Genomic DNA, 22,122 nt, shown 5'->3' on the forward strand with positions numbered 1-22,122 from the left:
TTTATACTTGTTACGCATAGGGACTGTTAATGGTAAACGTGACGCGGTCGGTATGCATTACAAACAGCGAGCTGTATATCGGCTGGTCTTTTGACATAAAAGCGGTTTTGTCAATTTCAAAAAGCGCATCCCCGATATCACAAGCCAGATAGCGGCTTTCTTCCTGCTTGGCATATACGACATTTAACAGCTTCGTATTATGGGTTGGCACCACCTGATAGTGCTGTTTCAAAATGTCATGCATCGACACGCCGCCTTTAATATGCTTGCCGATGTCGGGAAATAAACTGAGCGGATAGTGGGCGATTTCGAATGAGAGCGGCTGGTCGTCGTGAAATAAAATGCGTTTTAATTCAAGAACGGGACTTTCGGAATCGACGCGAAGTTTTTGGGCGATGGATTTAGGCGCTTCAATGATTTCATGAGAAAGGATCTGGTGTTTCGGTTTTTTCCCCGTTGATTCCATAAATTCAGAGTAGCCGTTGACCGCGATGAGCTCCCGCTTCAGTTTAGGGCTTTTAACGAACGTTCCCTTTCCCTGCTGCCGGACGAGCCAGCCTTCTTCCACAAGATCAAGGATGGCCTTCCTGACCGTTATGCGGCTCACGTTGTACGTTTCGCACAGCTCATTTTCAGTCGGCAGTTTTACGGACGGCGAATAAACGCCCTTCTTGATATCGTCCGCGATAATTTGTTTCAGCTGAATATATAAAGGTTTCGAGCTCCCGTTATTTAACAATGGGACGGACCTCCTTTGTCAAGTAGTAGTACTATTATATGTATTATGACGTTATAATACAAATTTGCTTTTGATTTATGAATCTGTCAGAAACCCCGAACATTTTTAACATAACAGAAAGATGTGGCGGTTTCCAGTATTGGAGGAGGTTTCGAATGGCATCATTAACATTTGACCATATCAAAAAAACATACGGCGCCCAATCGGCGGCAGTGAAGGATTTTCACTTAGATGTAAAAGATGAGGAGCTTTTGGTGCTTGTCGGTCCCTCCGGCTGCGGCAAATCTACGACACTCAGAATGATTGCCGGACTGGAGAGCATTTCTGAGGGGAAGCTTTATATCGACGGAGACGCGGTAAACGATCTGCCCCCGAAGGATCGTGATATCGCGATGGTTTTTCAGAATTACGCGCTGTATCCCCACATGACGGTGTTTGACAATATGGCGTTCGGTTTGAAGCTCAGAAAGCTGCCGAAAAAAGAAATCGCAGAGCGAGTCCGGACGGCCGCTGATATTTTGGAAATCGGGCATCTGCTCAAGCGGAAACCGAAGGCTCTCTCAGGCGGGCAGCAACAGCGGGTTGCGCTCGGCCGGTCGATCGTGCGGGAGCCGAAAGTGTTTCTGATGGACGAGCCGCTTTCCAACTTAGATGCGAAATTGCGAGTGACGATGCGCGCCGAAATCAGCAAGCTCCATCAGCGTTTGAAAGCGACCATCGTTTATGTGACGCATGATCAGACGGAAGCGATGACAATGGGCGACCGGATTGTCGTGATGAATGAAGGAGATATTCAGCAGGCCGCAAGCCCCCATGAGATTTATCATTATCCGGCGAATATGTTTGTGGCGGGTTTTATCGGTTCTCCGAGTATGAATTTTATAAAAGGCCTCATTGAAGAAAGTCACGGGCAATGGTATTTTGCCGGTTCGTCCGTTCGTCTGCCCATTCCGAAAGAAAAAGCGGCCGTTCTTGTGCAGAAAGGATACAGCGGTAAGGAGATGATTGCGGGGCTGCGTCCGGAGCAATTGACGCTTGCCGGACAATCAGAGCACCCGCCTGAAGCGGTGTGCCGCGCTGTGGCGGAAGTATGTGAAAACTTAGGCGCGGAGATGTACGTTCATGCGGTGAGCGGAAATAACCGCATGACGATCCGTCTTGACGGCGCTTCACAGGTGAAACCCGGCGATGCCATTCTGCTTGCGGTCAATATGAACCGGGCCGTCTTTTTTGATGCCGACACTAAAAACGCCGTATATTGAAAAAGGGAGCCTGATGATCGGGGCTCCCTTATCACTTCTTATGATACGATTACCAGATTTCGTCCGCCCATTCCGGATGGTCGATAAACGGATTGCGGTTATGCTGATAGTCTTCGTAAATGATTTCGTTCCGCCGTTTTTCCTTACTGTCGACGGGGTCTTGTTGATTCCATTTGAGCAAAACGGACAGTTTTCCCATGTAAGGAGCTGAGCCGTTTCCGGTTTTATCATTCAGCTCAAGGTCAGGATACCCGTCTTCTCCTTCATAACGCACCGCCATGTAAAACAGCATGCGGGCGACATCTCCTTTGACCTCATCGCGCGGTTCCCAGGAATCACCGTCGTAATAATTGCCCGGCGCTTTCGGGTATTCTGAGCCGCCGTTATCAAAATCCATGTTTCCTCTGGCACTGTTCACCTGGACGTCTGCAGGGCGCAGATGATGAATGTCCGTCCCGGGGCCGGCAGCTGTTCCGAAGTTTCCGTGTGACTTTGCCCATACGTGTTCACGGTTCCAGTCTCCGCCGCTGCCGCCGTTTTTACTTTTGGCCCGTGATTCTTGGGTGTAGAGCAAGATGACATTGTTCGGATTTGCCGGATCTTCGTCAGTTTCCTTCAATGCATTCCATACTTGGCTGTAAGACAGCTTTGTATGTCCGCTGATGATGCGGTGCAGGGCGCTCTTTAAGGCTGTTCCGCTTTTTCCGGAAGCTTCTTTGTAATATGTGTCCGTATCCGCAGACGGAGTGATGACAGCTGAGGCAGTTTGCGGAAAAAGAGTTGTGCCGCCGGCAGTTGAAACCGCCATCCGGCTGTACAGATTCGTGTCAGCCGGCGCGCCCGCAGAGGCTGACGGCGCGGCCCATCCAAAAATGAAAAACAGGCAGACAATCGGCAGAAACCAAAGTTTTTTTGTCATGACTTGCCCTCCTTTACCTCTATTATCCAAAAAATAAATCTAATATTCTATCTTTTTTGAAAAATGGTTCCTTCGGCTTATTGGTCAAAGTATCCGGAAAATCATTGATTTTTTGGAAGATATGATAATGAACTCGTTATGCGCTCCTTCTATAATGAAGATCATCTTGTCAGCAGTTTAAAAAGGAGGGCGTGTATGGAACACCAGCAGCTTTCGGCGGCGAATATCGGGATTTCCGATGATATACAATGGCTGTCTCAATTCGGCGCTTCCGCTTCCGGCGGAGTGACGAGGCTTTTATATACGAAAGAATGGATGGACGCCCAGCTTGCCGTCAAAAAGAAAATGGAGGCGTTCGGGCTGGAAACGGCATTTGACGATGTCGGTAACGTATTCGGCCGGCTGAACGGCACAGAATCGCCTGATGAGGTGATTCTGACCGGGTCGCATATTGACACTGTTATTGACGGCGGCAAATATGACGGTGCGTTCGGCGTGCTGGCGGGCATGCTGGCGATCCGGCATTTGCATGAGACGTGCGGGCGTCCGAAAAAAACGCTGGAAGCTGTGTCGCTCTGTGAAGAGGAAGGGAGCCGTTTTCCCATCACCTATTGGGGCTCAGGCAATATCACCGGTGCTTTCTCACTTTCAGATGCGGAAACGCCGAAAGACGCGTCCGGCATTTCTCTGAAAGAAGCCATGCGGCATAACGGCTTCGGTGCAGGCCGTTATCCGGCGCCGCTGCGCACTGATATTAGTGCCTTTCTGGAAATTCATATAGAACAGGGGCAAATGCTTGAACGATCGGGAAAGGATATCGGGATTGTCACCGGGATTGCCGGACAGAGACGCTATACCGTTACGCTTGACGGTGAATGCAACCATGCGGGGACCACTTCAATGAAATGGCGGAAAGATCCGCTCGCGGCGGGAAGCAGCATCATCCATGAACTCATGCTCTCAGCGGAAAGACAGCCGGAAGAGCTCCGCCTGACGTGCGGGAAAATGACGGTTGAGCCGAATATGGCGAATGTCATTCCGGGCCGTATCCAGTTTTCCGTTGATATTCGCCACCGGCAGGAAGACGTGCTGGCAGCCTTCCATCAGAAACTGGTATCGATTGTTGAAAACATCAGCCGCAGCAAAGGAGTCAGACCCTTTATTGATGAATATATGAGGATAGAGCCGGTTCAAATGGATCAGAAACTGACGCGAACCGCAGCGGAGGCTGCAAAAGAACAGGGGGCGGACCCGGAGAAAATCGTAAGCGGAGCGGGACATGACGCCCAGATGCTCGGCAGAACCTTTCCGGCCTGCATGCTGTTTGTGCCGAGCCGTGGCGGGATCAGCCACTCGCCGCTTGAATTCACATCCGCACATCAGCTTGAAACCGGCGTCCTTACGCTGGCGAATGTATTACATAAACTTGCCTATTAACGTAAAGGGGGAATCGGCATGCCGACCAGAAAAGAATTGTGCATTCCGCAAAGAACGATTATGACACCGGGACCGACAGAAGCTGAACCGAGAGTGCTGAGGGCGATGGGCGCTCCGATCATCGGCCAGTTTGACCCGGCATTTACCGGCATCATGAACGAAACGATGCAAATGCTCCGTGAATTGTTTCAAACGGAAAACCGCTGGGCCTATCCGATTGACGGCACATCAAGAGCGGGGATTGAGGCTGTTCTCGCAAGTGTGATAGAACCGGGCGACAGCGTGCTCATTCCGATATACGGACGCTTCGGATACCTGCTGACTGAAATCGCCGAGCGGTACGGAGCGGACGTTCATACGATCGAGTGTGAATGGGGAGCGGTCTTCCGGCCTGACGAGATTATCAGCGAGATGAAAAAGATTTCCCCGAAAATCGTCGCTATGGTGCACGGAGAAACATCAACGGGGCGGATTCAGCCGCTGAAAGAAATCGGAGAAGCGTGCCGCGCCCAAGACGCACTCTTTATCGTGGATGCCGTGGCCACGATCGGAGGCTGCGCCGTAAAAACGGATGAATGGAAGATTGACGCAGTCATCGGGGGAACGCAAAAATGCCTATCGGTCCCTTCCGGAATGGCGCCGATTACTTATAATGACCGGACGGCCGCTGTCATTGCCGCGCGTAAAAAGGTAGAACGGGGCATTGCGACGGCGGCTGACGGCAAAATGCTGTCCGGTCATCGGCCCATTACGAGCAACTATTTTGATCTGAGCCAGCTCGAAGATTATTGGAGTGAAAGAAGGCTGAATCACCATACAGAAGCGACAGCAATGCTTTATGCGCTGCGGGAGGGTGTGCGCCTTGTCCTGGAAGAAGGACTTGAAGAACGGTTCCGCAGGCATCGGCGTCATGAAAAAGCGCTTACGGCGGGACTTGCAGCGATGGGCCTTGATTTATTCGGCGATCCGGAGGCGAAGCTGCCTGTCGTCACATGTGTGAAGATTCCGCCGGAAGCAGACGGCGAATCGATCAGAAGGATGCTTTTGTCTCAATTCGGAATTGAAATCGCCAGCTCGTTCGGTCCGCTGCAGGGGAAAATTTGGAGAATCGGAACGATGGGCTACAGCTGCAGAAAGGAAAATGTACTGTTTGTGCTGGCCGGACTTGAAGCGATTCTGATCAGACACGGTGTTGCCGTTAAAGCCGGGGAAGCGCTGCAGGCGGCCCTTGACATATATGATCTGCCGGCTGAAACCGGTGTGCTGTCATGAAACATGAAAACGAGATTGAAATCATCTGGACTTTTTTCCCTTTTGCCCGTTATACTGAATGGTATAAAAAATGACAAATATGGAATGGTCATCTGTTTGTCTGGGGAGAAGGTAAGAAATCATGGCGTACATAGGCCGATTGTCAATTTTAATGCTGAATATGTTTATTGCGATGCTTGGAATCGGATTGATTATTCCGATTATGCCCGCATATATTACCGAATTCGGTGCGACGGGGAGCACGATGGGTCTGCTTGTTGCGGCGGCGGGGCTTACACAGCTTTTATTTGCGCCTATTGCCGGGGAAATAACCGACAAATACGGACGGCGGAAACTGATTATTTTCGGCATCGCCGCCTTTGCCGTGTCACAACTGATCTTCGCCTTTGCCGGAAGCCTGTGGCAACTGTTCGCATCCCGGCTTTTAGGCGGAATGGGCGCGGCGTTTTTAATGCCGTCAATGTTCGCTTACATAGCGGATATTACGACCGAAGAAGAACGCGGGAAAGGAATGGGGCTGTTCAGCGCGGCGATGACGCTCGGTGTCGTCATCGGGCCCGGTGTCGGAGGCTATTTGGTTCATTACGGCATGTCTGTGCCGTTCATCGTGTCTGCAAGTCTCGCCTGCTTTTCAAGTGTGCTTTCATTTTTCTTTCTGCCCGAAACGCTGGGACGTGAAAAGCAGCTGGAAGCCCGGGCAAAAACGGAAAAACGTGAGCATCTGTTTAAGCAAATGTCACGCGCGCTCAAGTCGCCGTTCGCGTTTATGCTGATTCTGGTTTTTGTGCTGAACTTCGGAATTATGAACTTTGAATCTGTTTTCGGCCTTTACGTTGACCATAAACACGGATTTAAAGCCTCTGATATTGCCTTTATTATTACGGCTGCGGGTCTCATCGGCGTGTTTGTGCAGGCGGTCGGCGTCAGTTATCTCGTCCGCAAGTTCGGGGAAAAGCGCGTCATTAACGTGACGTTGATCGGGGCTGCTGCAGGACTTGTGTGGTGCCGGTTTGCGGGTTCCTATTGGACTGTTTTTGCTGCGGCAATCTTTTTTCTGACGCTGACATCGCTGCTCCGGCCGGCGGTTAATACGATGCTGTCGAAGCTCGCCGGTGACCAGCAGGGGTTTGCCGGAGGGATGAACACCTCATTCATCAGCTTAGCGAATATCGCCGGACCGTCAGCCGCCGGTTTTCTCTTTGATGTAAATATGGAATTTCCGTATATGCTGGGAGCGGCCATTCTCGCCATCAGTTTTCTGGCCGCGCTTGGCTGGGGCAAAAAGACACAGACCCGGCCGTTCACGCAGCAAGGATAAGAATCAAAAGCCTCCGGGTATCCGGAGGCTTTTTGCTATCTCATAGGGAGGAAAAAAATGAATAGACTTAAAACCCTGTTTATTTTCATTTGCATACTGATCGTCACAACCTCTTGCGGTCTCATCCCAACTGGGAATGAAAAAGAGGAAAAAAGCAGCAATCAAAAGACTGTATTAAAGGATATTGACAATGCGAGTTTTATTGTTGGTTTTTCCAACACTTTAGATAGGGGAAGTGAGATTGGGGTTTACAGTGAAGATGGTACTAAAATGGATAGCTTGGAATTGAAAGGTGGTATAAATTTTACGATGTCTTCACATAACAAAAACGATACGTACTTCTCATCAAATAGAAGCAATAATCACTTGATGATAGACAATAAAACCGGAACAATAAACAAAATAAATGAAAAGAGTTTGTCAAAAACAACTGAGGATGAAGGTGCTTTCTTTATAAGAAGTTCTGACGGTTATATCATCCATGACATTAACGTTGGATATACAGACAAAGGGCTGGAGAGTGAATTGGTATATTGGAAGGAAAACAGCCGAAAAAACAAGAAACAAATAAAGCTTGACGGAGAACTTGGATCAGCAATCGTCGCTAAAAATAAAATTTATGTCATTTCAAGTGATGAAGAAAGTATGTCCATCCTTTCAATTAACCCAGAGACAAATAAGCAAGAGAACAAGGCATCCATACCGAATAAAGGGATATACTTCATGGATGAAAAGGATGCATTCCAAGCTTTAGATGAAAATACATTTGTACTGGCAGTTAATGATAACGTGAATGAGAAAGAGATTTCTAAGCTCATATTAATAGACAAAGAGACGCTAAAGGTGAAAAAAGAAGTCGAGATGGAGAAAGGGTTTCATCCTGCAAAATTGAAAATAGTAAAAGATAAAGTCTTAGCCGTTTCTTTTGATGGGAAGCTGCAGATATTTGATAAAAAAATGGTTAAGAAAAACTCTTTTGATTTTTATGCTGGGGATGATAACAAATTAATGAATGATGTTCAATTCACTGACAGAGAGATGTATGTTTTACTCAAAAACTTTGATATCCAGCGCGATAAGAAGCTTGGAGACATCACGTCTTATGATTTGAAATCAGGCAAAAAGCTAAAAACAATCCCGCTAAAAGCAAAAAAAGAGTGGGAAATTGCACGTTTTGAAATTTTAAAATAAGTTTAGGTGATTAGATCAGCTCCAGTTCATTCTGCATATATTTACTCATCATTACCGGGAGATTCCAGCATGGTTCAGTGTACGCTGTATAGGACAATAAGGATCATTGAAGGGATGGATTGACATGAATAGTATTAGGTACATATTGTATTTTGTGATTTCTTTCGTTTTACAGCTTCTCTGGTTCTTCTTAGTAAAAGAAAATTCTAATGCAACTATACTGGACATGTTGATGATGTCTCTATTATTCACATTATTTATTTTCATCTTAGATAAATTTCTCAAAAAAAAGCAGGCTGCATAAGGCCTTCTTTTTTGTTGTAGACTTAAAACTCAAAACTAAGATTTATGATCAAGACAAATGAAATTTTGCGGTTTTATTGCGGACATACATAATTTTGGAAATGTTAGAATATGATATAAAAGGAGGAGTGGCCTTGTGAGTTCTGTTTTACCATCATCGGAGGTTGGCGTTAAGATTAATGAATGGTACAAAATGATACGTCAGTTCAGTGTTCCGGATGCGGAGATTTTGAAAGCGGAAGTGGAACAAGAAATAAATGAGATGGAAGAAGACGAGTATCTACTGATTTACTACACCCTCATGAAATTCCGCCATCAGCTTATGCTGGATTATTTAGAACCGGTGACTACCCGCGTGAGACCGACAATTGACGAGCTGCTGGAAAAAATTGAAGCATCAAATAAAGGAATTTCCGGCCTGCTGTGCTATTATTCTTTATTTTTCCGCGGCATGTATGAATTTGATCAAAAGCAGTATGTAAAGGCGATCGGCTTTTATAAAGAGGCTGAAAAACAACTCGTTCATGTGCATGATGAAATTGAGAGAGCGGAGTTTCATTTTAAACTGGCTGAAGCATATTACGGTATGAAACAAAGCCACGTCTCCATGCATCACGTAAAGCAAGCGCTCGATATTTACGATCAGTATGAGTTGTATAAGGTCCGGAAAATTCAATGTCTATTTGTCATATCAGGGAATTATTGTGATTTTAAACGTTATGAGAAGAGTCAGCCGCACCTTGAAAAGGCTCTTAAATTATCGAAAGAGTTAGATAATAGTAGGTTGATTAGTTCTGCTCTTTATAATTTGGGTGCAAATTACGCTGATAGGGGAGAACATTCACAGGCTGAAAACTTCTTGAAACAAGCTGTTGAAATTACAGAAAAAGCAAAGCTGAGTAACTTACCTCATTCCTTGTTTTCTTATGCGAAGGTTCTTTTTAAACAAGGGAAAATGGCTGAAGGAATGCAAGCGAGTAAGAAAGGATTATCGGCAGCAGTATCCCAAGGGGATAAGCTTTTTGAGTCACTACAAGGCTATCTCAAAGCTCTTTATGTAGACGCTGTGAATCAGCAAGGGATAAACGATACGATCGAATACCTGGAGAAAAATAAGAATTATTCATATGTTGAAGACATCGCCTGTGAAACTGCTTCGATTTATGCAGATTCAAAGGAATTTGAAACGTCTTATTTTTATCATAAAAAAATGGTAGATACGCAAACACAAATTCAAAGGGGAGAATGCCTGTATGAATTTTAAAAAAAGCATCTTCATTATTTTGGGTCTGTCGTTATCTTTAGTATGCGGATTGGGTGTGAACACAGTGGAAAAAACACATGATACCTTTCAAACTGCTTCGGATCGTTTTCAGACTTGAACAGCAAAAGCCTTTTCTTCGGGAAAGGCTTTTTTAGTTTAGATTAGAGTCTGCTGAAAATCATAACTAACGGCTGATGATGTCAATGGAAGCAGATTTTGACGGCAGCATTTTTTGAGAATTAAGCTGAATCAATCCCACTTAAATAGGATGCGGGAGAACACCCGCATCCCTGTCTCTAACGATTTCTTAACCGATCAGCCGCTGCATTCTCAGCGCGAGCCGCAGGCGCATCGTCGTTTCCGGATCTTTTAAGCTTTTGCCGAGCAGTTCCTCGCATTTTTCTAAACGATAGATCACCGTATTTCGATGGACGTACAGGCGCTTAGCCGTTTCTGAAATCTGGCAGTGGGTCTCCAGGTAAACAGACAGCGTATGAAGCAGGCTCTGGTCCTCCTTTTGCCGGTCGGCCAGGCTTTGGAGGGTGGCTTCGTAAAACTTTTTCACATCTTCCGCGGGAAGCAGGCGGAGCAGCTCCGGCACGTCTTTGGCATGATAGATTTGAATAAACTCCGCGCTTCTGGACAAATGCCCGGATGAAATGGCGTCTGAAGCTTCGGTAAAAGCGTCAGGGACGTCGATCAGCTTTTGGCATATGTTTGAGATGCCGAAGGAGACAGTCCGTTTAAACTGCGTCCGGACCTGCTTTTGAAACTGCTCCAAAAAGCTGATGACAGACGCGTGCATTTCATTCCAGCTGTCTGTCGCTTCAATTAAAAGAATACCGACATTTCCTTTAATAAAGAGATGAGGGGGAAACGGAAAGGATGACAGCTCTCCTTCAAGCAGATCAAATACATGATCGGAAACGAGCTGATTTTCGGTAAAGCTGATCGTTTTCTCATTTCGGTCAAGTTTTCCGCAAATGCACATGTATTTCTGATCCCAGCGGAGCCGGAATTCTTTGGCGCGGCTTTTGATTTCTTCATGGCCGGTAAACGAGCGGTCGATGAAATTGCTGAAAAATTCATTGCGCGCCCGTCTGCCGAATTGTTTGACGGCATTTTCTTTCAGCAGTTCAAAGGAAATGACGTTGGCCGCCTGTTCAATTGTCAAAATCATGCCTTTATCAGCGGTCTGCACCAGCTCCGGAATCACCAGATAACCGCAGTTTTTTTCAACATTCAGAATCGGAAGGACAGAATACGCCTTTCTGTCAGACAGCATGGAAAAGCAGGTGAAATAAGGCCCGGAAAGGGAATAACAGATGTTTTTCAATAAAGACGTGTCAATGGGTATGCGGTGGGACGATGATAAGAGTTTTGTATGCTGATCCAAAAGCAGCACGGGAAGCCGGAGAATGTCTGAGAGCTTCTTAAGCAGGGATTGCAGCCCCTTGCCGCTCATGATGTGGTTTGTAAATTTTTTATGGGCGTAAATGGCCTGCTGGAGCTCATTTGAACGCATATCAAGAATATGGCTCAGAGTGGCGTTGACGATATCTCCGAGCCTGATGTCTTCCGGCAGCTCAATAATCGGAAATTCATACCGGTCGGCAAGCTCCGCGGCATCTTTCGGAATGACATTAAGATAACGTTTCGTTTTGATCCCCAGTCCCGCGCAGCCCCGTTTTGCCATGAGGCGGATCAAATCTTTCAACAGCTGCGGGCGGTCCTTCAAGTGGTAAGCCGTCGTGACGAGCAATTCGTTTTTATGTAAAAAATCAGCGATGTCCGGCGCATCCATCATGTTGACGTGCTGCACCTCCCTCCAGCCGCCGGATTTGCCTGCGATTAATGCGGCCCGCTCATAAGCGGGAATCTTCATCACATCATAAATATTCATCAGTCAATCTCCTTTCAGGTTCTAAAGACAACCATTGGTTAATATGAATAAAAATCATCAAAAATTATAGCGGTTTTGCTGATGTATTACGATCATAGTAGCAGTAAACTGGCAATCATAGACGCATGTTGTGATAAAAACTGACAGAAAATCGTCATCCTTACAGGGAGGAAGATAAAATGGCCTATGACGTAATTGTAAAGGGTGCGAAAGCTGTGCGAAAAGGCGGAACAGAGCGGGTTGATATCGCCGTCAAGGACGGGAAAATTGCCTTAATCGGGCCCGGCATTGACGAAAAGGCGGAACAAGTGGTGCAGGCGGACGGCATGTATGTGTTTCCGGGAGCGGTCGATTGTCACGTGCATTTCAATGAACCCGGCCGCGAAGAATGGGAAGGCATTGAAACCGGCTCAAACATGCTGGCTGCCGGCGGCTGTACGTCTTATTTTGATATGCCGCTTAACTGCATCCCTTCGACGGTAACTGCTGAAAACCTGCTGGCAAAGGCGGAAATCGCCGAACGAAAGTCAGCGGTTGATTTTGCGCTTTGGGGCGGTTTGATGCCCGGATATACCGAACATATCCGGCCGATGGCAGAAGCGGGGGCAATCGGGTTTAAAGCGTTTCTGTCTAAATCGGGAACGGATGAATTTCAATCAGCCGATGAACGGACTCTTTTAAAGGGAATGAAGGAAATCGCGGCGTGCGGCAAGGTTTTGGCTCTGCACGCAGAAAGCGACGCCCTCACCCGATTCCTTGAAGCCGAGTACGCGCTCCAAGGGAAAATTGATGCCCGCGCTTACGCTTCCTCACGTCCGGAAGAGGCCGAATGCGAGGCTGTGCAGCGGGCGATTGAGTATGCAAGAGCGACGGGATGCGCGCTTCATTTTGTACATATCAGCACGAAACGGGCCGTGCTCTCCATTCAGCAGGCGAAAAAAGACGGATTGGATGTCACCGTTGAAACGTGTCCGCACTACTTATTATTCAGCTTTGAAGACTTCCTCAAAAAAGGGGCGGCCGCCAAATGCGCTCCGCCGCTCCGCTCAGAGGCTGATAAAGAGGAATTGATCGGGGTTTTGGCTGAGGGCCTGATTGATATGGTGTCTTCGGATCATTCTCCCTGTCATCCGTCTTTGAAACGCGAGGATAATATGTTTCTGTCGTGGGGCGGGATCAGCGGAGGCCAATTTACGCTTCTCGGCATGATTCAATTAGCGATCGATCATGGGATTCCGTTTGAACATGTGGCCCGATGGACGGCCGAAGCACCGGCCAAGCGCTTCAGTTTAACGAATAAAGGACGGCTTGAAGAGGGATTTGACGCTGATTTTGCCATTGTCCGGCCGGAACCTTTTACCGTCACAAAAGAAACGATGTTTTCCAAACATAAGCAAAGCCTGTATGAAGGCCGCACCTTTCCATACCGAATTGCTGCGACCTACAGCAAGGGACGCTGTGTGTATCAGGATGGCGGTCGTAAGCAGAGCGGGGCATTCGGAACATTCCTGAAGCCTTCTCTAATAAAAGAGCCGATTCTCTGATGAGAATCGGCTTTTTTTGTCGTTTGGAAAGCGGGTCTCGTGGTATCTTTTTATAAAAAGGAGTAAAACACATTGTATGATCAAATCTTGAACATATTAACGGCATCCTGGTCGCGCAAGACCAGTACAAAATGGACGGAAGATTGCCCGGCCAAAGGCCAGTGCGGCGTGACGGCTTTAGTCATCCAAGATGTTTACGGCGGTGACATTCTCAAAACAAAAACCGGCACAAGCTGGCATTTTTATAACCGAATAGACGGGGAGATATATGATTTCACGAGCGGTCAGTTTTCAGAGCCGATCGTCTATCAGCACATTCTTTCTTCCAGAGATGAGGCATTTTCGGACACCAATGAACATCAATACCGGTTCCTGAAAAGTGCATTCAGAAAAAACATGGAAACGGAAAGAGAAAAACACCTGTGATAAACTAGAGTGAGAGGTGAAGGATTGTGATTTATATCGGACTGACGGGGTGGGGGGATCATGACAGCATCTATCCGCCTAAAACGGCGGGCCCGCAAAAACTGCAGGCGTATTCCTCCCATTTTCCCATCGTTGAGCTGGACGCGAGCTTTTACGCGATACAGCCCGCCCGCAATAATGAAAGATGGGTCAAAGAGACGCCGGAATCTTTTCAATTTGTCATTAAGGCATATCAAGGAATGACGGGCCATCAGCGCGGCGATATTCCCTTTGAATCGAAGGAAGAAATGTTTGAGGCGTTTAAGCTGTCATTATCGCCGTATATAGAGCATGGAAAGCTTGCCATGGTGCTGTTCCAATTCCCGCCGTGGTTTGACTGCAAGAAAGAAAACGTCGCATATTTAAGATGGTGCAGGCAGCAGATGGGCGATATTCCGTGCGCGCTTGAATTCCGCAACCGGTCTTGGTTTTCCCCGCCATTTTACGAGCAGACGCTTTCCTTTATGAAGGAGGAAGGCTGGATTCACAGCATATGTGACGAGCCGCAAATCGGCGAGGGCAGCATTCCGACCGTCCTGAAAGCAACGGATGAAGAAAAAACGCTTGTCCGTTTTCACGGACGGAACAAGCAGGGCTGGATCAAACCAGACGGCGGACAAAACTGGCGTGAAGTCAGATATTTATACCGCTATAACAAACAGGAGCTCAAAGATTGGAAAAACAATCTTCAGGAGCTGAAAAAGCAGTCGCGCAATCTGTATGTGCTCTTCAACAATAACTCAGGCGGAGACGCCGCCGATAACGGGCTTGAGATGCTTGAAATGTTAGATATCTCATATACCGGGCTTGCTCCGAAGCAGCTCGACCTATTCAGCTAGAAAAGAGGTTTCAAGACACATGTCTTATCTTATTTTGATCATATTAGGATTTATCGCGGGAACGGTCGGCAGCCTGATCGGGCTTGGGGGAGGAATTATCATCGTGCCGGCGATGCTCTATTTAAGCACGATGACTCCGTTTTTTCATGACGTAACACCGCAGACTGCCATCGGCACGTCCCTTTTGGTGATTATTTTTACGGGCCTGTCATCAACTCTGGCCTATATGAAATATAAAACCGTTGACTACAAAAGCGGACTGATATTTTTTATCGGCTCCGGCCCGGGAAGCATCATCGGCGCGTATTTGTCTAAACTTTTTAATGCGCATACGTTTTCCGTCTGGTTCGGACTTTTTATGATTTTGATTTCCATTACATTAATGCTGAAGGCGAAAGCAAAACCGGTCAATAAAGCGCATAAAGGCATGATCCGGACATATGAGGATGAATCAGGTGAGCTTTATACATATTCGTACCGTATTTTCACCGGTATCGTGATTGCCTTTTTCGTCGGTTTATTGGGCGGTCTTTTCGGCATTGGCGGCGGCTCTCTTATGGTTCCGGCCATGATGCTGTTATTTTTGTTCCCGCCGAAAGTGGCTGTGGCGACGTCAATGCTCATTATTTTCTTATCCTCCGTGACGGGTTCCGTGTCACATATCGCAGAGGGCCATGTCAATTGGCTGTATGCGCTGTGCCTCGTTCCGGGCGCGTGGTTCGGCGGCAAAATGGGCGCGTGGGTCAATAAGCGGGTGCAGACGAAAACGATCGTGCTTTTCATGCGGGTCGTCTTGATTTTGATCGGCTGTGAATTGATTTATCAAGGGATATTCAGCTAAAAGGTAGGAGAGATGGTATGTTAGAGAAGCTCCGTTTATATCATACGAATGATTTGCACAGCCATTTCGAAAATTGGCCGAAAATCGTACATTATATTGAGCAGAAGAGAAATGAACATGAAAAAGACGGGGAGGAAACACTCGTATTCGACATCGGCGATCATATGGACCGATTCCAAATGATAACGGAAGCGACCTTCGGCAAAGCGAATGTCGACTTGTTAAATCGGCTTGAGATTGATGCGGCTGCCGTCGGGAATAATGAAGGAATTACGCTGCCTCACGATGAGCTGGCGGATTTATATACCCATGCCGCGTTTCCCGTCATTGTGTCCAACCTGTTTGACGCGGACGGACAGCGGCCGGAATGGGCCGAGCCCTACGTGATCAAAACGCTGAAAAACGGGATGACCGCCGGCATACTGGGCGTCACGGTGCCGTATTATCCCGTCTATCAAAAACTAGGCTGGACGGTGACGGATGCGGAAAAAAGCATTCAAGAATCACTTGACGATATCAAGGGCAAAGCGGATATCATCATTCTGCTTTCTCATTTAGGCCTGATCGATGACCGGGCCGCAGCGGAAAAATTTCCCGACATCGATGTCATTCTTGAATCACATACGCACCACCTTCTTGAGGACGGACAGGACATAAACGGTGTATTGCTTGCATGTGCGGAGAAATACGGGAACTATGTCGGCTGTGTCGAGCTGACGATAGAAAGTGAATCACGAACCATTGTCAGCAAACAGGCATCTGTACAGAAAATGGCTGATTGGCACGGGGAATCTGAAGATACGGCGGCTTTTCTGAAAGAGAAAGAAAGGGAAGCGGAAAACCTGCTCTCCGAACAAGTCGCCAACCTGAATGAAGAAGCCGGCGTGAAGTGGTTTGAGGAATCGCCGCTCCCGCTTCTATTAGCCGAAGCGCTGAAAAGCTGGTGCGGCTGTGAAGTCAGCATGGTGAATTCAGGCGTCATTTTGGGGCCTTTACAGAAGGGGCCTGTCACAAAGCTTGACCTGCACCGCATCTGCCCTCATCCGATCAATCCGGTGGCCGTTCGTCTTTCAGGCAGGGAACTCCAGGAAACAATCAGCCAGGCCGCCTCGGAACAAATGGAGCAGCTGCGGATAAAAGGTCTCGGCTTCCGCGGGGAAGTGATGGGCAGGATGGTATATGCCGGAGCGGAGGCAGAGGCCGGCATTCTTGAAGACGGTGTGACGCATCTCCTCAATGTGAAAGTGAACGGAGAAGAGATTGATCCGGAGCGGATATACTCGGTTGCCGTTCTCGACATGTTTACACTCGGAAAGCTGTTCCCTTACATCCGCGATTCAAAAGAAAAACAATACTTTATGCCTGAGTTTTTAAGGGATCTGCTCGCCTGGAAGCTCGCGCGGCAGCCGTAATGTCGTATAGCTGCCCGCCGTTCCATCTCATCCGAGTAAAGGTAAGCGGGACTTTTTAAGAGTAAAAATAAAATTCTATGTCCCCTCTTACAAGCATACATTGTGATATGTAAGGGGGGATTTTTCTTGCCTAGATACCGGAGCGCTCTTCGCAAGAGAGGGCCTTTGCCTTTTCGATATGTGCTTCTTCTGTCGTTTGCTTTTTTTATCATATCGACGGTCATCAGCCTTTGGATGATCAACTCCTCAATCAAACCGGTGCTGATGAACATAGGAGAAATGGAAACCAAACGGGTGGCAACAGAGGTCATTACGGAATCCATTGAAGAATACATGTCTCACAGCGACAATGTAAAAGATATGGTCGATATGAAAACGGATGAAAACGGAAAAGTCACAACGATGGATTTTAATACACAAATGGTCAACAGTATGAAGGCGAAAGTGACAAAGCAGCTTCAGGCTCATCTGAAGGAAGCGGAGTCGAACAATAAGCAGCATGAAACGGAAAAAGACGCGAAAACGGCCGATGAAATTATGATTAACATCCCTTTAGGGCAGGTCACGGGAAACAGCATTCTCGGAAATCTGGGGCCGAAAATCCCCGTGCGCTTTAACCTGATCGGTGATGCGTTAACTGATGTGAAAACAAAAATAAAGCCGTACGGCATTAACAATGCCCTGATCGATATCAGCATCTTTGTGGAAATAAAAGTGAAGGTCATTATTCCGTTTGCCAGTAAGACATCAGTCGTGACAAATAATATTCCGGTCTCCATTAAAGCGATTCAAGGAGAGGTGCCGCAGTTTTATAACGGAAGCGGCGGGTCAGGTGTGACGCCTTCCGTCCAGCTGCCGAATGAAAAACAGAAGAAAGATAAATAAAAACACACAGCCGCAATCTTTCCTGGCGGCTGTGTGTTTACTTTTTCCTGCGGATTTCTTTACGTTCCCATGCCCTTAAATGAGGATACGGATCAAAAGACCATTCCGATCTGCCGTTATCTTTATACATCCCGTAGTGAAGATGCGGCGGAAATTTTCCCGCGGTGCCCGGCGGTCCGTATCCGGAACTGCCGACAGAGCCGATCACCTCTCCGGGTTTGACGATCTGGCCTTTATGCACACCTTTTGCAAAGCCGTTCAGGTGAGCGAAGTAGTGATACGTGTTATTGATATCCCTGATGCCGATTCTCCAGCCGCCGAAACGGTTCCAGCCTTTCATTTCAACAATGCCGTAGCAGGTCGATCTGACGGGGAGCCCGTAACGAGCGAACAGATCCGTTCCTTCGTGTATCCGGCGCCCGCCGAAACCCCTTGCGGCGCCCCATGTGCTGCGGTAGCTGTAGTCCGTCTTCACGGGAAGCGGAAAAGCGTGCTCTCCGAGATCAAGGCGGCCGAACGTTTTAAACAGTGTCATGAATTCGGTGATAATGCCGACCGTCTGATCACGGCGGTAATAATTCCAGAGGCCGATGCGGATATGGTCAAGATCCGTTCCGAATCCCGCTAAATACTGAGCAAATGTATAAAGAATGTCCTCATCATTGCTTACCTCGGCTTTTCCGTCGCCGTCGCCGTCCAGGCCGATCCCGTCAAATACTTTAATGCTGAGGGGCGCATCGTCCTTAGGATTTGGATTTTCAGGGCCGCTCCACAAATGATCCGGAATATAAATGCTGATGATTCCCGCTTTTTCCGGCAGATCCTTTCGGTTCGAGCGGACATTTTCTTCATATTGGTCAACCGCCGCAAGCACATACCAAGGAATTTGCGTGACTGCTTCGGCTTTGCGGTACAACTGCATCCGTTCGCCGTAAACAGGAGCCGATTGTTCTTTCCCGCTTGCAGCCGGACAGAAAACTGATAAAAGGAGAAGAGCAGATAACAGAACTTTCACAACATGATCTCCTTTCAGGATTGAATACAAATAGTTTGCGGCAACAATCCGAGAAAATGTAAGTAATTCTCTTCCCTTGTCGAGAAATTTTTCCTATGTTAAAGTGACTATTGAATAGAAATCCGCAAGTTTTATATCCATCGTGAAATAGAAATTTTTCGCACACGAACATGAATAAAGGGATAATGGAGATGATGGGGAAATGGCAAAGAAAGACGAGCATCTGAGAAAGCCGGAATGGCTCAAAATAAAGCTGAACACGAATGAAAACTATACGGGTCTGAAAAAATTAATGCGTGAAAATAATCTGCATACCGTATGTGAAGAAGCAAAATGCCCGAACATCCATGAATGCTGGGCTGTCAGACGTACGGCGACGTTCATGATTCTCGGTTCCGTCTGTACGAGAGCATGCCGCTTCTGCGCTGTAAAAACGGGTCTGCCGACTGAGCTGGATCTGCAGGAACCGGAACGCGTAGCTGATTCCGTCGCGCTGATGAATTTAAAACACGCCGTCATCACGGCCGTAGCGCGTGATGATCAGAAAGACGGCGGAGCAGGCGTCTTTGCGGAAACGGTCCGGGCGATCCGCAGAAAAAGCCCGTTCACGACAATTGAAGTGCTGCCATCCGATATGGGCGGAAATTACGACAACCTGAAAACATTAATGGATACCCGTCCTGATATTCTGAACCACAACATTGAAACCGTCCGCCGCCTGACACCGAGAGTCCGGGCCCGCGCAACATATGACCGTTCTTTGGAATTCTTGCGCCGTGCGAAAGAAATGCAGCCTGACATCCCGACGAAATCAAGCATTATGATCGGTCTCGGCGAAACGAAGGAAGAAATTATTGAAGTGATGGACGACCTGCTTGCGAACAATGTCGACATCATGGCGATCGGCCAATACCTGCAGCCGTCGAAAAAACATTTAAAAGTCCAAAAATATTATCATCCCGACGAATTTGCCGAACTGAAAGAAATCGCAATGCAAAAAGGCTTCAGCCACTGTGAAGCAGGCCCGCTTGTCCGTTCTTCCTACCATGCGGATGAACAAGTGAACGAAGCGTCTAAAAAACGCCAGGCCCAAGCATAAGATAAGCCGAAAAAACCCAAAACGCCGCAGGTTTTGGGTTTTTTGTGATGGAGCTTTTTGTGCAGGGAAAAAGTCATTCTTGAATAAGGATCGTCAGAACCGCTACACTGGATATAAAAGGGGAAAATTTTTCCGTCCGTCCGAACCGTCTCATTTTGCAATTGATGGACAGAAGTCAATGAATTATGATAGTAAAGAGTGATAAAAGAGGTGAAGACATGATTCTTATTCAAAATGCCGAGTTTGAACTCGTACACGATTTTAAAAACGGCTTTAATGAAGAAGCGTTCAAAGCCCGCTATTCGGACATATTAAATAAATATGATTACATTGTGGGAGACTGGGGATACAGTCAGCTGCGGCTCAAAGGCTTCTTTGATGACCAGAATCAAAAAGCAACCTTTGAAACGAAAATCAGCACATTGGACGAATACATTTACGAATACTGCAATTTCGGCTGCGCGTATTTTGTTTTAAAACGAATCAGAAAATAATTGATGCAGAAGGGGATGCTGTCACGTGTATTTTGTTGACAGAAATAATATCGAACAAACACTCCGTTTTTTTGAGACCCAGCTGGCGCTGTTTGACAGCACGCCTGCATGGCAGAGCGAAATCGAAAAAAGGGCGCTTGAGCGGATCAGCCATCTTATGATCGAATGCATTCTCGATGTCGGAAATGATATGATTGACGGCTTTATCATGCGCGATCCGGGGAGTTATGACGACATCATGGATATTCTGACGGATGAAAAGGTGGTAGCTGAGGATGAAGGAAATAAGCTGAAGCAACTGATCTCTTCCAGAAAGCAGCTTGTCCAGGAATATCAGCACGCCGACCATCAGGAGCTGTTAACGCTGATCACGTTAAACAGAGATGTGCTGAAAGCCTTTCCGGCCCGTGTAAGAACCTACCTGGAAACAGAATTAGGGCCTGTTTCCGCATTTAAATAACAACGAGTGAGAAAATCCACAGGAGTGTTGAGTATGAAGGATTATAAAGGATATTTGATAGATTTAGACGGCACAATGTACAACGGGACGGAAAAAATCGAAGAAGCGTGTGAATTTGTGAGAACGCTTAAAGCGCGCGGCATTCCGTATTTATTCGTGACGAACAATTCTTCCCGGACGCCGAAGCAGGTGGCGGACAAGCTGATGAGCTTTGACATTCCGGCATCTGAAGAGCAGGTCTTCACGACGAGCATGGCGACTGCGCAGCATATCGCCCAGCAGAAAAAAGACGCGTCGGTATATGTGATCGGCGAAGAAGGCATCCGTCAGGCCATTGAAGAAAACGGGCTGAGCTTCGGAGAAGAAAACGCGGACTTTGTCGTTGTGGGAATCGACCGCGGCATTACATATGAAAAGTTGGCAACGGGATGCCTTGCGATCAGAAACGGCGCCCGGTTCATTTCAACAAACGGCGACGTCGCCATTCCGACTGAAAGAGGGCTTTTACCAGGGAACGGTTCGCTCACATCCGTTTTGACGGTGTCAACGGGCGTTGAGCCTGTCTTTATCGGCAAGCCTGAATCCATTATTATGGAACAGGCGATGCGTGTGCTCGGAACGGATATTTCCGAAACACTCATGGTCGGCGATAACTATGCCACGGATATTATGGCCGGCATCAATGCGGGCATGGATACGCTGCTGGTTCATACCGGAGTGACAAAGCGTGAGCATATGGCAGATTACGACCAGAAGCCGACATATGCGATTGACTCTTTAACCGAATGGATTGAACATCTATAAAAAAGGGACGGCCATGACGGCCGTCCTTATTCTGTATTTCTGGCGCTGTGAGCAAGCCGGCTTGAAGCCGCTGCTGCGATTGCGCCGACGATATCATCAAGAAACGTATGGCATTCGCCCGTAGATTTATCATTTAACCGCCCGAGAATGCCGGGTTTTTCTTTGTCAATGTAGCCGTAATTTGTAAAGCCGATTGAGCCGTATATATTCACGATAGAGAAGGCGAGCACCTCGTCAACCCCATACAGGCTTTCATCAATCGCCAGAATGGTCTGAAGCGGTTCAGACAGCTTTTTTTGTTCGGCGAGCACATCTAATTCTATTCCCGTTAAAATGGCGTTTTGCACCTCGCGTTTTGCGATGACACGGTCCACATTGAGCCTGCATACCTCCATCGTCAAATCAGGATGATATTTTTTTTGAAGGAAATACACCAGCTCGGCAATATCGTCCGTCTCAACCCCCCGTTCTTTTAAACGCGCCCTGGCGACAGCTTCCACCTGATTCAGTTGTTCCTTTTCTGACATTTGCTTCACCCAATCTTTTTTTACTAGTTTATACAACACTCTTCCGATGTGTACGATGTTTCTCCACTTATTCAAAGGATTACAATATGTATTCATAATTCCGCCGGCGTATGACTACGATGTGAATAG

Annotated in this window: 21 protein-coding genes; 16 read left to right on the top strand and 5 right to left on the bottom strand. The window is 47.4% G+C overall.

Going from position 1 to position 22,122, the window contains the following annotated elements; genetic code table 11:
- Nucleotides 1-10: 10 nt before the first annotated feature.
- Nucleotides 11-739, bottom strand: coding sequence for a transcriptional regulator FrlR (gene frlR / locus AR442_RS10115; protein WP_014418812.1), 729 nt, complete (start codon nt 737-739; stop codon nt 11-13).
- 155 nt (nt 740-894) lie between these two features.
- On the opposite strand from frlR, the gene AR442_RS10120 reads away from it, so the two are divergent.
- Nucleotides 895-2,001, top strand: coding sequence for an ABC transporter ATP-binding protein (locus tag AR442_RS10120; protein ID WP_014418811.1), 1,107 nt, complete (start codon nt 895-897; stop codon nt 1,999-2,001).
- Between the two features lie 49 nt (nt 2,002-2,050).
- Here AR442_RS10120 and AR442_RS10125 read toward each other — a convergent pair whose 3' ends face one another.
- A complete protein-coding gene (locus AR442_RS10125; protein ID WP_014418810.1) occupies nt 2,051-2,920 on the bottom strand; it encodes an endonuclease I family protein in 870 nt (289 codons plus the stop codon).
- Between the two features lie 195 nt (nt 2,921-3,115).
- Between AR442_RS10125 and allC the strand changes: the two genes are divergently transcribed.
- From allC to AR442_RS10155, 5 genes are all read left to right on the top strand, one after another.
- A complete protein-coding gene (gene allC / locus AR442_RS10130) occupies nt 3,116-4,357 on the top strand; it encodes an allantoate deiminase (RefSeq protein WP_053285178.1) in 1,242 nt (413 codons plus the stop codon).
- A gap of 18 nt (nt 4,358-4,375) precedes the next feature.
- Entirely contained in the window at nt 4,376-5,629 is a 1,254-nt protein-coding gene (locus AR442_RS10135) for a pyridoxal-phosphate-dependent aminotransferase family protein (RefSeq protein ID WP_014418808.1), read from the top strand.
- A gap of 121 nt (nt 5,630-5,750) precedes the next feature.
- Nucleotides 5,751-6,947 (top strand): MFS transporter, encoded by a 1,197-nt coding sequence (locus tag AR442_RS10140; protein ID WP_014418807.1) that lies wholly within the window; start codon nt 5,751-5,753, stop codon nt 6,945-6,947.
- A gap of 57 nt (nt 6,948-7,004) precedes the next feature.
- On the top strand, nt 7,005-8,138 hold the full coding sequence (locus AR442_RS10145; protein WP_014418806.1) for a hypothetical protein: 1,134 nt from the start codon (nt 7,005-7,007) through the stop codon (nt 8,136-8,138).
- Between the two features lie 439 nt (nt 8,139-8,577).
- Nucleotides 8,578-9,705, top strand: coding sequence for a Rap family tetratricopeptide repeat protein (locus AR442_RS10155; RefSeq protein ID WP_014418805.1), 1,128 nt, complete (start codon nt 8,578-8,580; stop codon nt 9,703-9,705).
- Between the two features lie 307 nt (nt 9,706-10,012).
- On the opposite strand, the gene AR442_RS10160 is transcribed toward AR442_RS10155, so the two are convergent.
- On the bottom strand, nt 10,013-11,608 hold the full coding sequence (locus AR442_RS10160) for a PucR family transcriptional regulator (protein ID WP_014418804.1): 1,596 nt from the start codon (nt 11,606-11,608) through the stop codon (nt 10,013-10,015).
- Nucleotides 11,609-11,787: 179 nt separating this feature from the next.
- Here AR442_RS10160 and AR442_RS10165 point away from each other — a divergent pair, with 179 nt between their 5' ends.
- The 6 genes from AR442_RS10165 to yunB all read left to right on the top strand — a co-directional run bounded on the left by AR442_RS10165 (nt 11,788) and on the right by yunB (nt 17,594).
- Nucleotides 11,788-13,152, top strand: a complete 1,365-nt coding sequence (locus AR442_RS10165) for an allantoinase (protein WP_053285179.1) — start codon at nt 11,788-11,790, stop codon at nt 13,150-13,152.
- Between the two features lie 72 nt (nt 13,153-13,224).
- The gene (locus AR442_RS10170) at nt 13,225-13,578 is read left to right on the top strand and encodes a YunG family protein (RefSeq protein WP_007408736.1); all 354 of its coding nucleotides are present in this window, start codon (nt 13,225-13,227) and stop codon (nt 13,576-13,578) included.
- Between the two features lie 26 nt (nt 13,579-13,604).
- Nucleotides 13,605-14,456, top strand: a complete 852-nt coding sequence (locus AR442_RS10175; protein ID WP_014418802.1) for a DUF72 domain-containing protein — start codon at nt 13,605-13,607, stop codon at nt 14,454-14,456.
- Between the two features lie 19 nt (nt 14,457-14,475).
- Entirely contained in the window at nt 14,476-15,297 is an 822-nt protein-coding gene (locus AR442_RS10180) for a sulfite exporter TauE/SafE family protein (RefSeq protein WP_007613562.1), read from the top strand.
- 17 nt (nt 15,298-15,314) lie between these two features.
- Nucleotides 15,315-16,709 carry a bifunctional metallophosphatase/5'-nucleotidase gene (locus AR442_RS10185; RefSeq protein WP_014418801.1) on the top strand — a complete coding sequence of 465 codons (1,395 nt, stop codon included), beginning with the start codon at nt 15,315-15,317 and terminating at the stop codon, nt 16,707-16,709.
- Between the two features lie 126 nt (nt 16,710-16,835).
- Entirely contained in the window at nt 16,836-17,594 is a 759-nt protein-coding gene (gene yunB, locus AR442_RS10190) for a sporulation protein YunB (RefSeq protein WP_017419459.1), read from the top strand.
- Nucleotides 17,595-17,631: 37 nt separating this feature from the next.
- Here the strand turns inward: yunB and lytH are convergent, their stop codons facing one another.
- Nucleotides 17,632-18,609 (bottom strand): L-Ala--D-Glu endopeptidase, encoded by a 978-nt coding sequence (lytH, locus tag AR442_RS10195; RefSeq protein WP_021493979.1) that lies wholly within the window; start codon nt 18,607-18,609, stop codon nt 17,632-17,634.
- A gap of 202 nt (nt 18,610-18,811) precedes the next feature.
- Here lytH and lipA point away from each other — a divergent pair, with 202 nt between their 5' ends.
- The 4 genes from lipA to AR442_RS10215 all read left to right on the top strand — a co-directional run bounded on the left by lipA (nt 18,812) and on the right by AR442_RS10215 (nt 21,466).
- A complete protein-coding gene (gene lipA, locus AR442_RS10200) occupies nt 18,812-19,708 on the top strand; it encodes a lipoyl synthase (RefSeq protein WP_003151923.1) in 897 nt (298 codons plus the stop codon).
- Nucleotides 19,709-19,926: 218 nt separating this feature from the next.
- Nucleotides 19,927-20,202, top strand: a complete 276-nt coding sequence (locus tag AR442_RS10205; protein ID WP_003151928.1) for a YutD family protein — start codon at nt 19,927-19,929, stop codon at nt 20,200-20,202.
- 25 nt (nt 20,203-20,227) lie between these two features.
- Nucleotides 20,228-20,662, top strand: a complete 435-nt coding sequence (locus AR442_RS10210) for a DUF86 domain-containing protein (protein WP_014418798.1) — start codon at nt 20,228-20,230, stop codon at nt 20,660-20,662.
- A 33-nt stretch (nt 20,663-20,695) separates the two neighbouring features.
- Nucleotides 20,696-21,466, top strand: coding sequence for a TIGR01457 family HAD-type hydrolase (locus AR442_RS10215; RefSeq protein ID WP_007613557.1), 771 nt, complete (start codon nt 20,696-20,698; stop codon nt 21,464-21,466).
- Nucleotides 21,467-21,492: 26 nt separating this feature from the next.
- Here the strand turns inward: AR442_RS10215 and AR442_RS10220 are convergent, their stop codons facing one another.
- Nucleotides 21,493-21,993, bottom strand: coding sequence for a phosphatidylglycerophosphatase A family protein (locus AR442_RS10220; RefSeq protein ID WP_003151934.1), 501 nt, complete (start codon nt 21,991-21,993; stop codon nt 21,493-21,495).
- Nucleotides 21,994-22,122: the final 129 nt, after the last annotated feature.

Origin of the sequence: Bacillus velezensis (genome assembly GCF_001461825.1) — a bacterium.
GTDB classification, from domain to species: domain Bacteria; phylum Bacillota; class Bacilli; order Bacillales; family Bacillaceae; genus Bacillus; species Bacillus velezensis.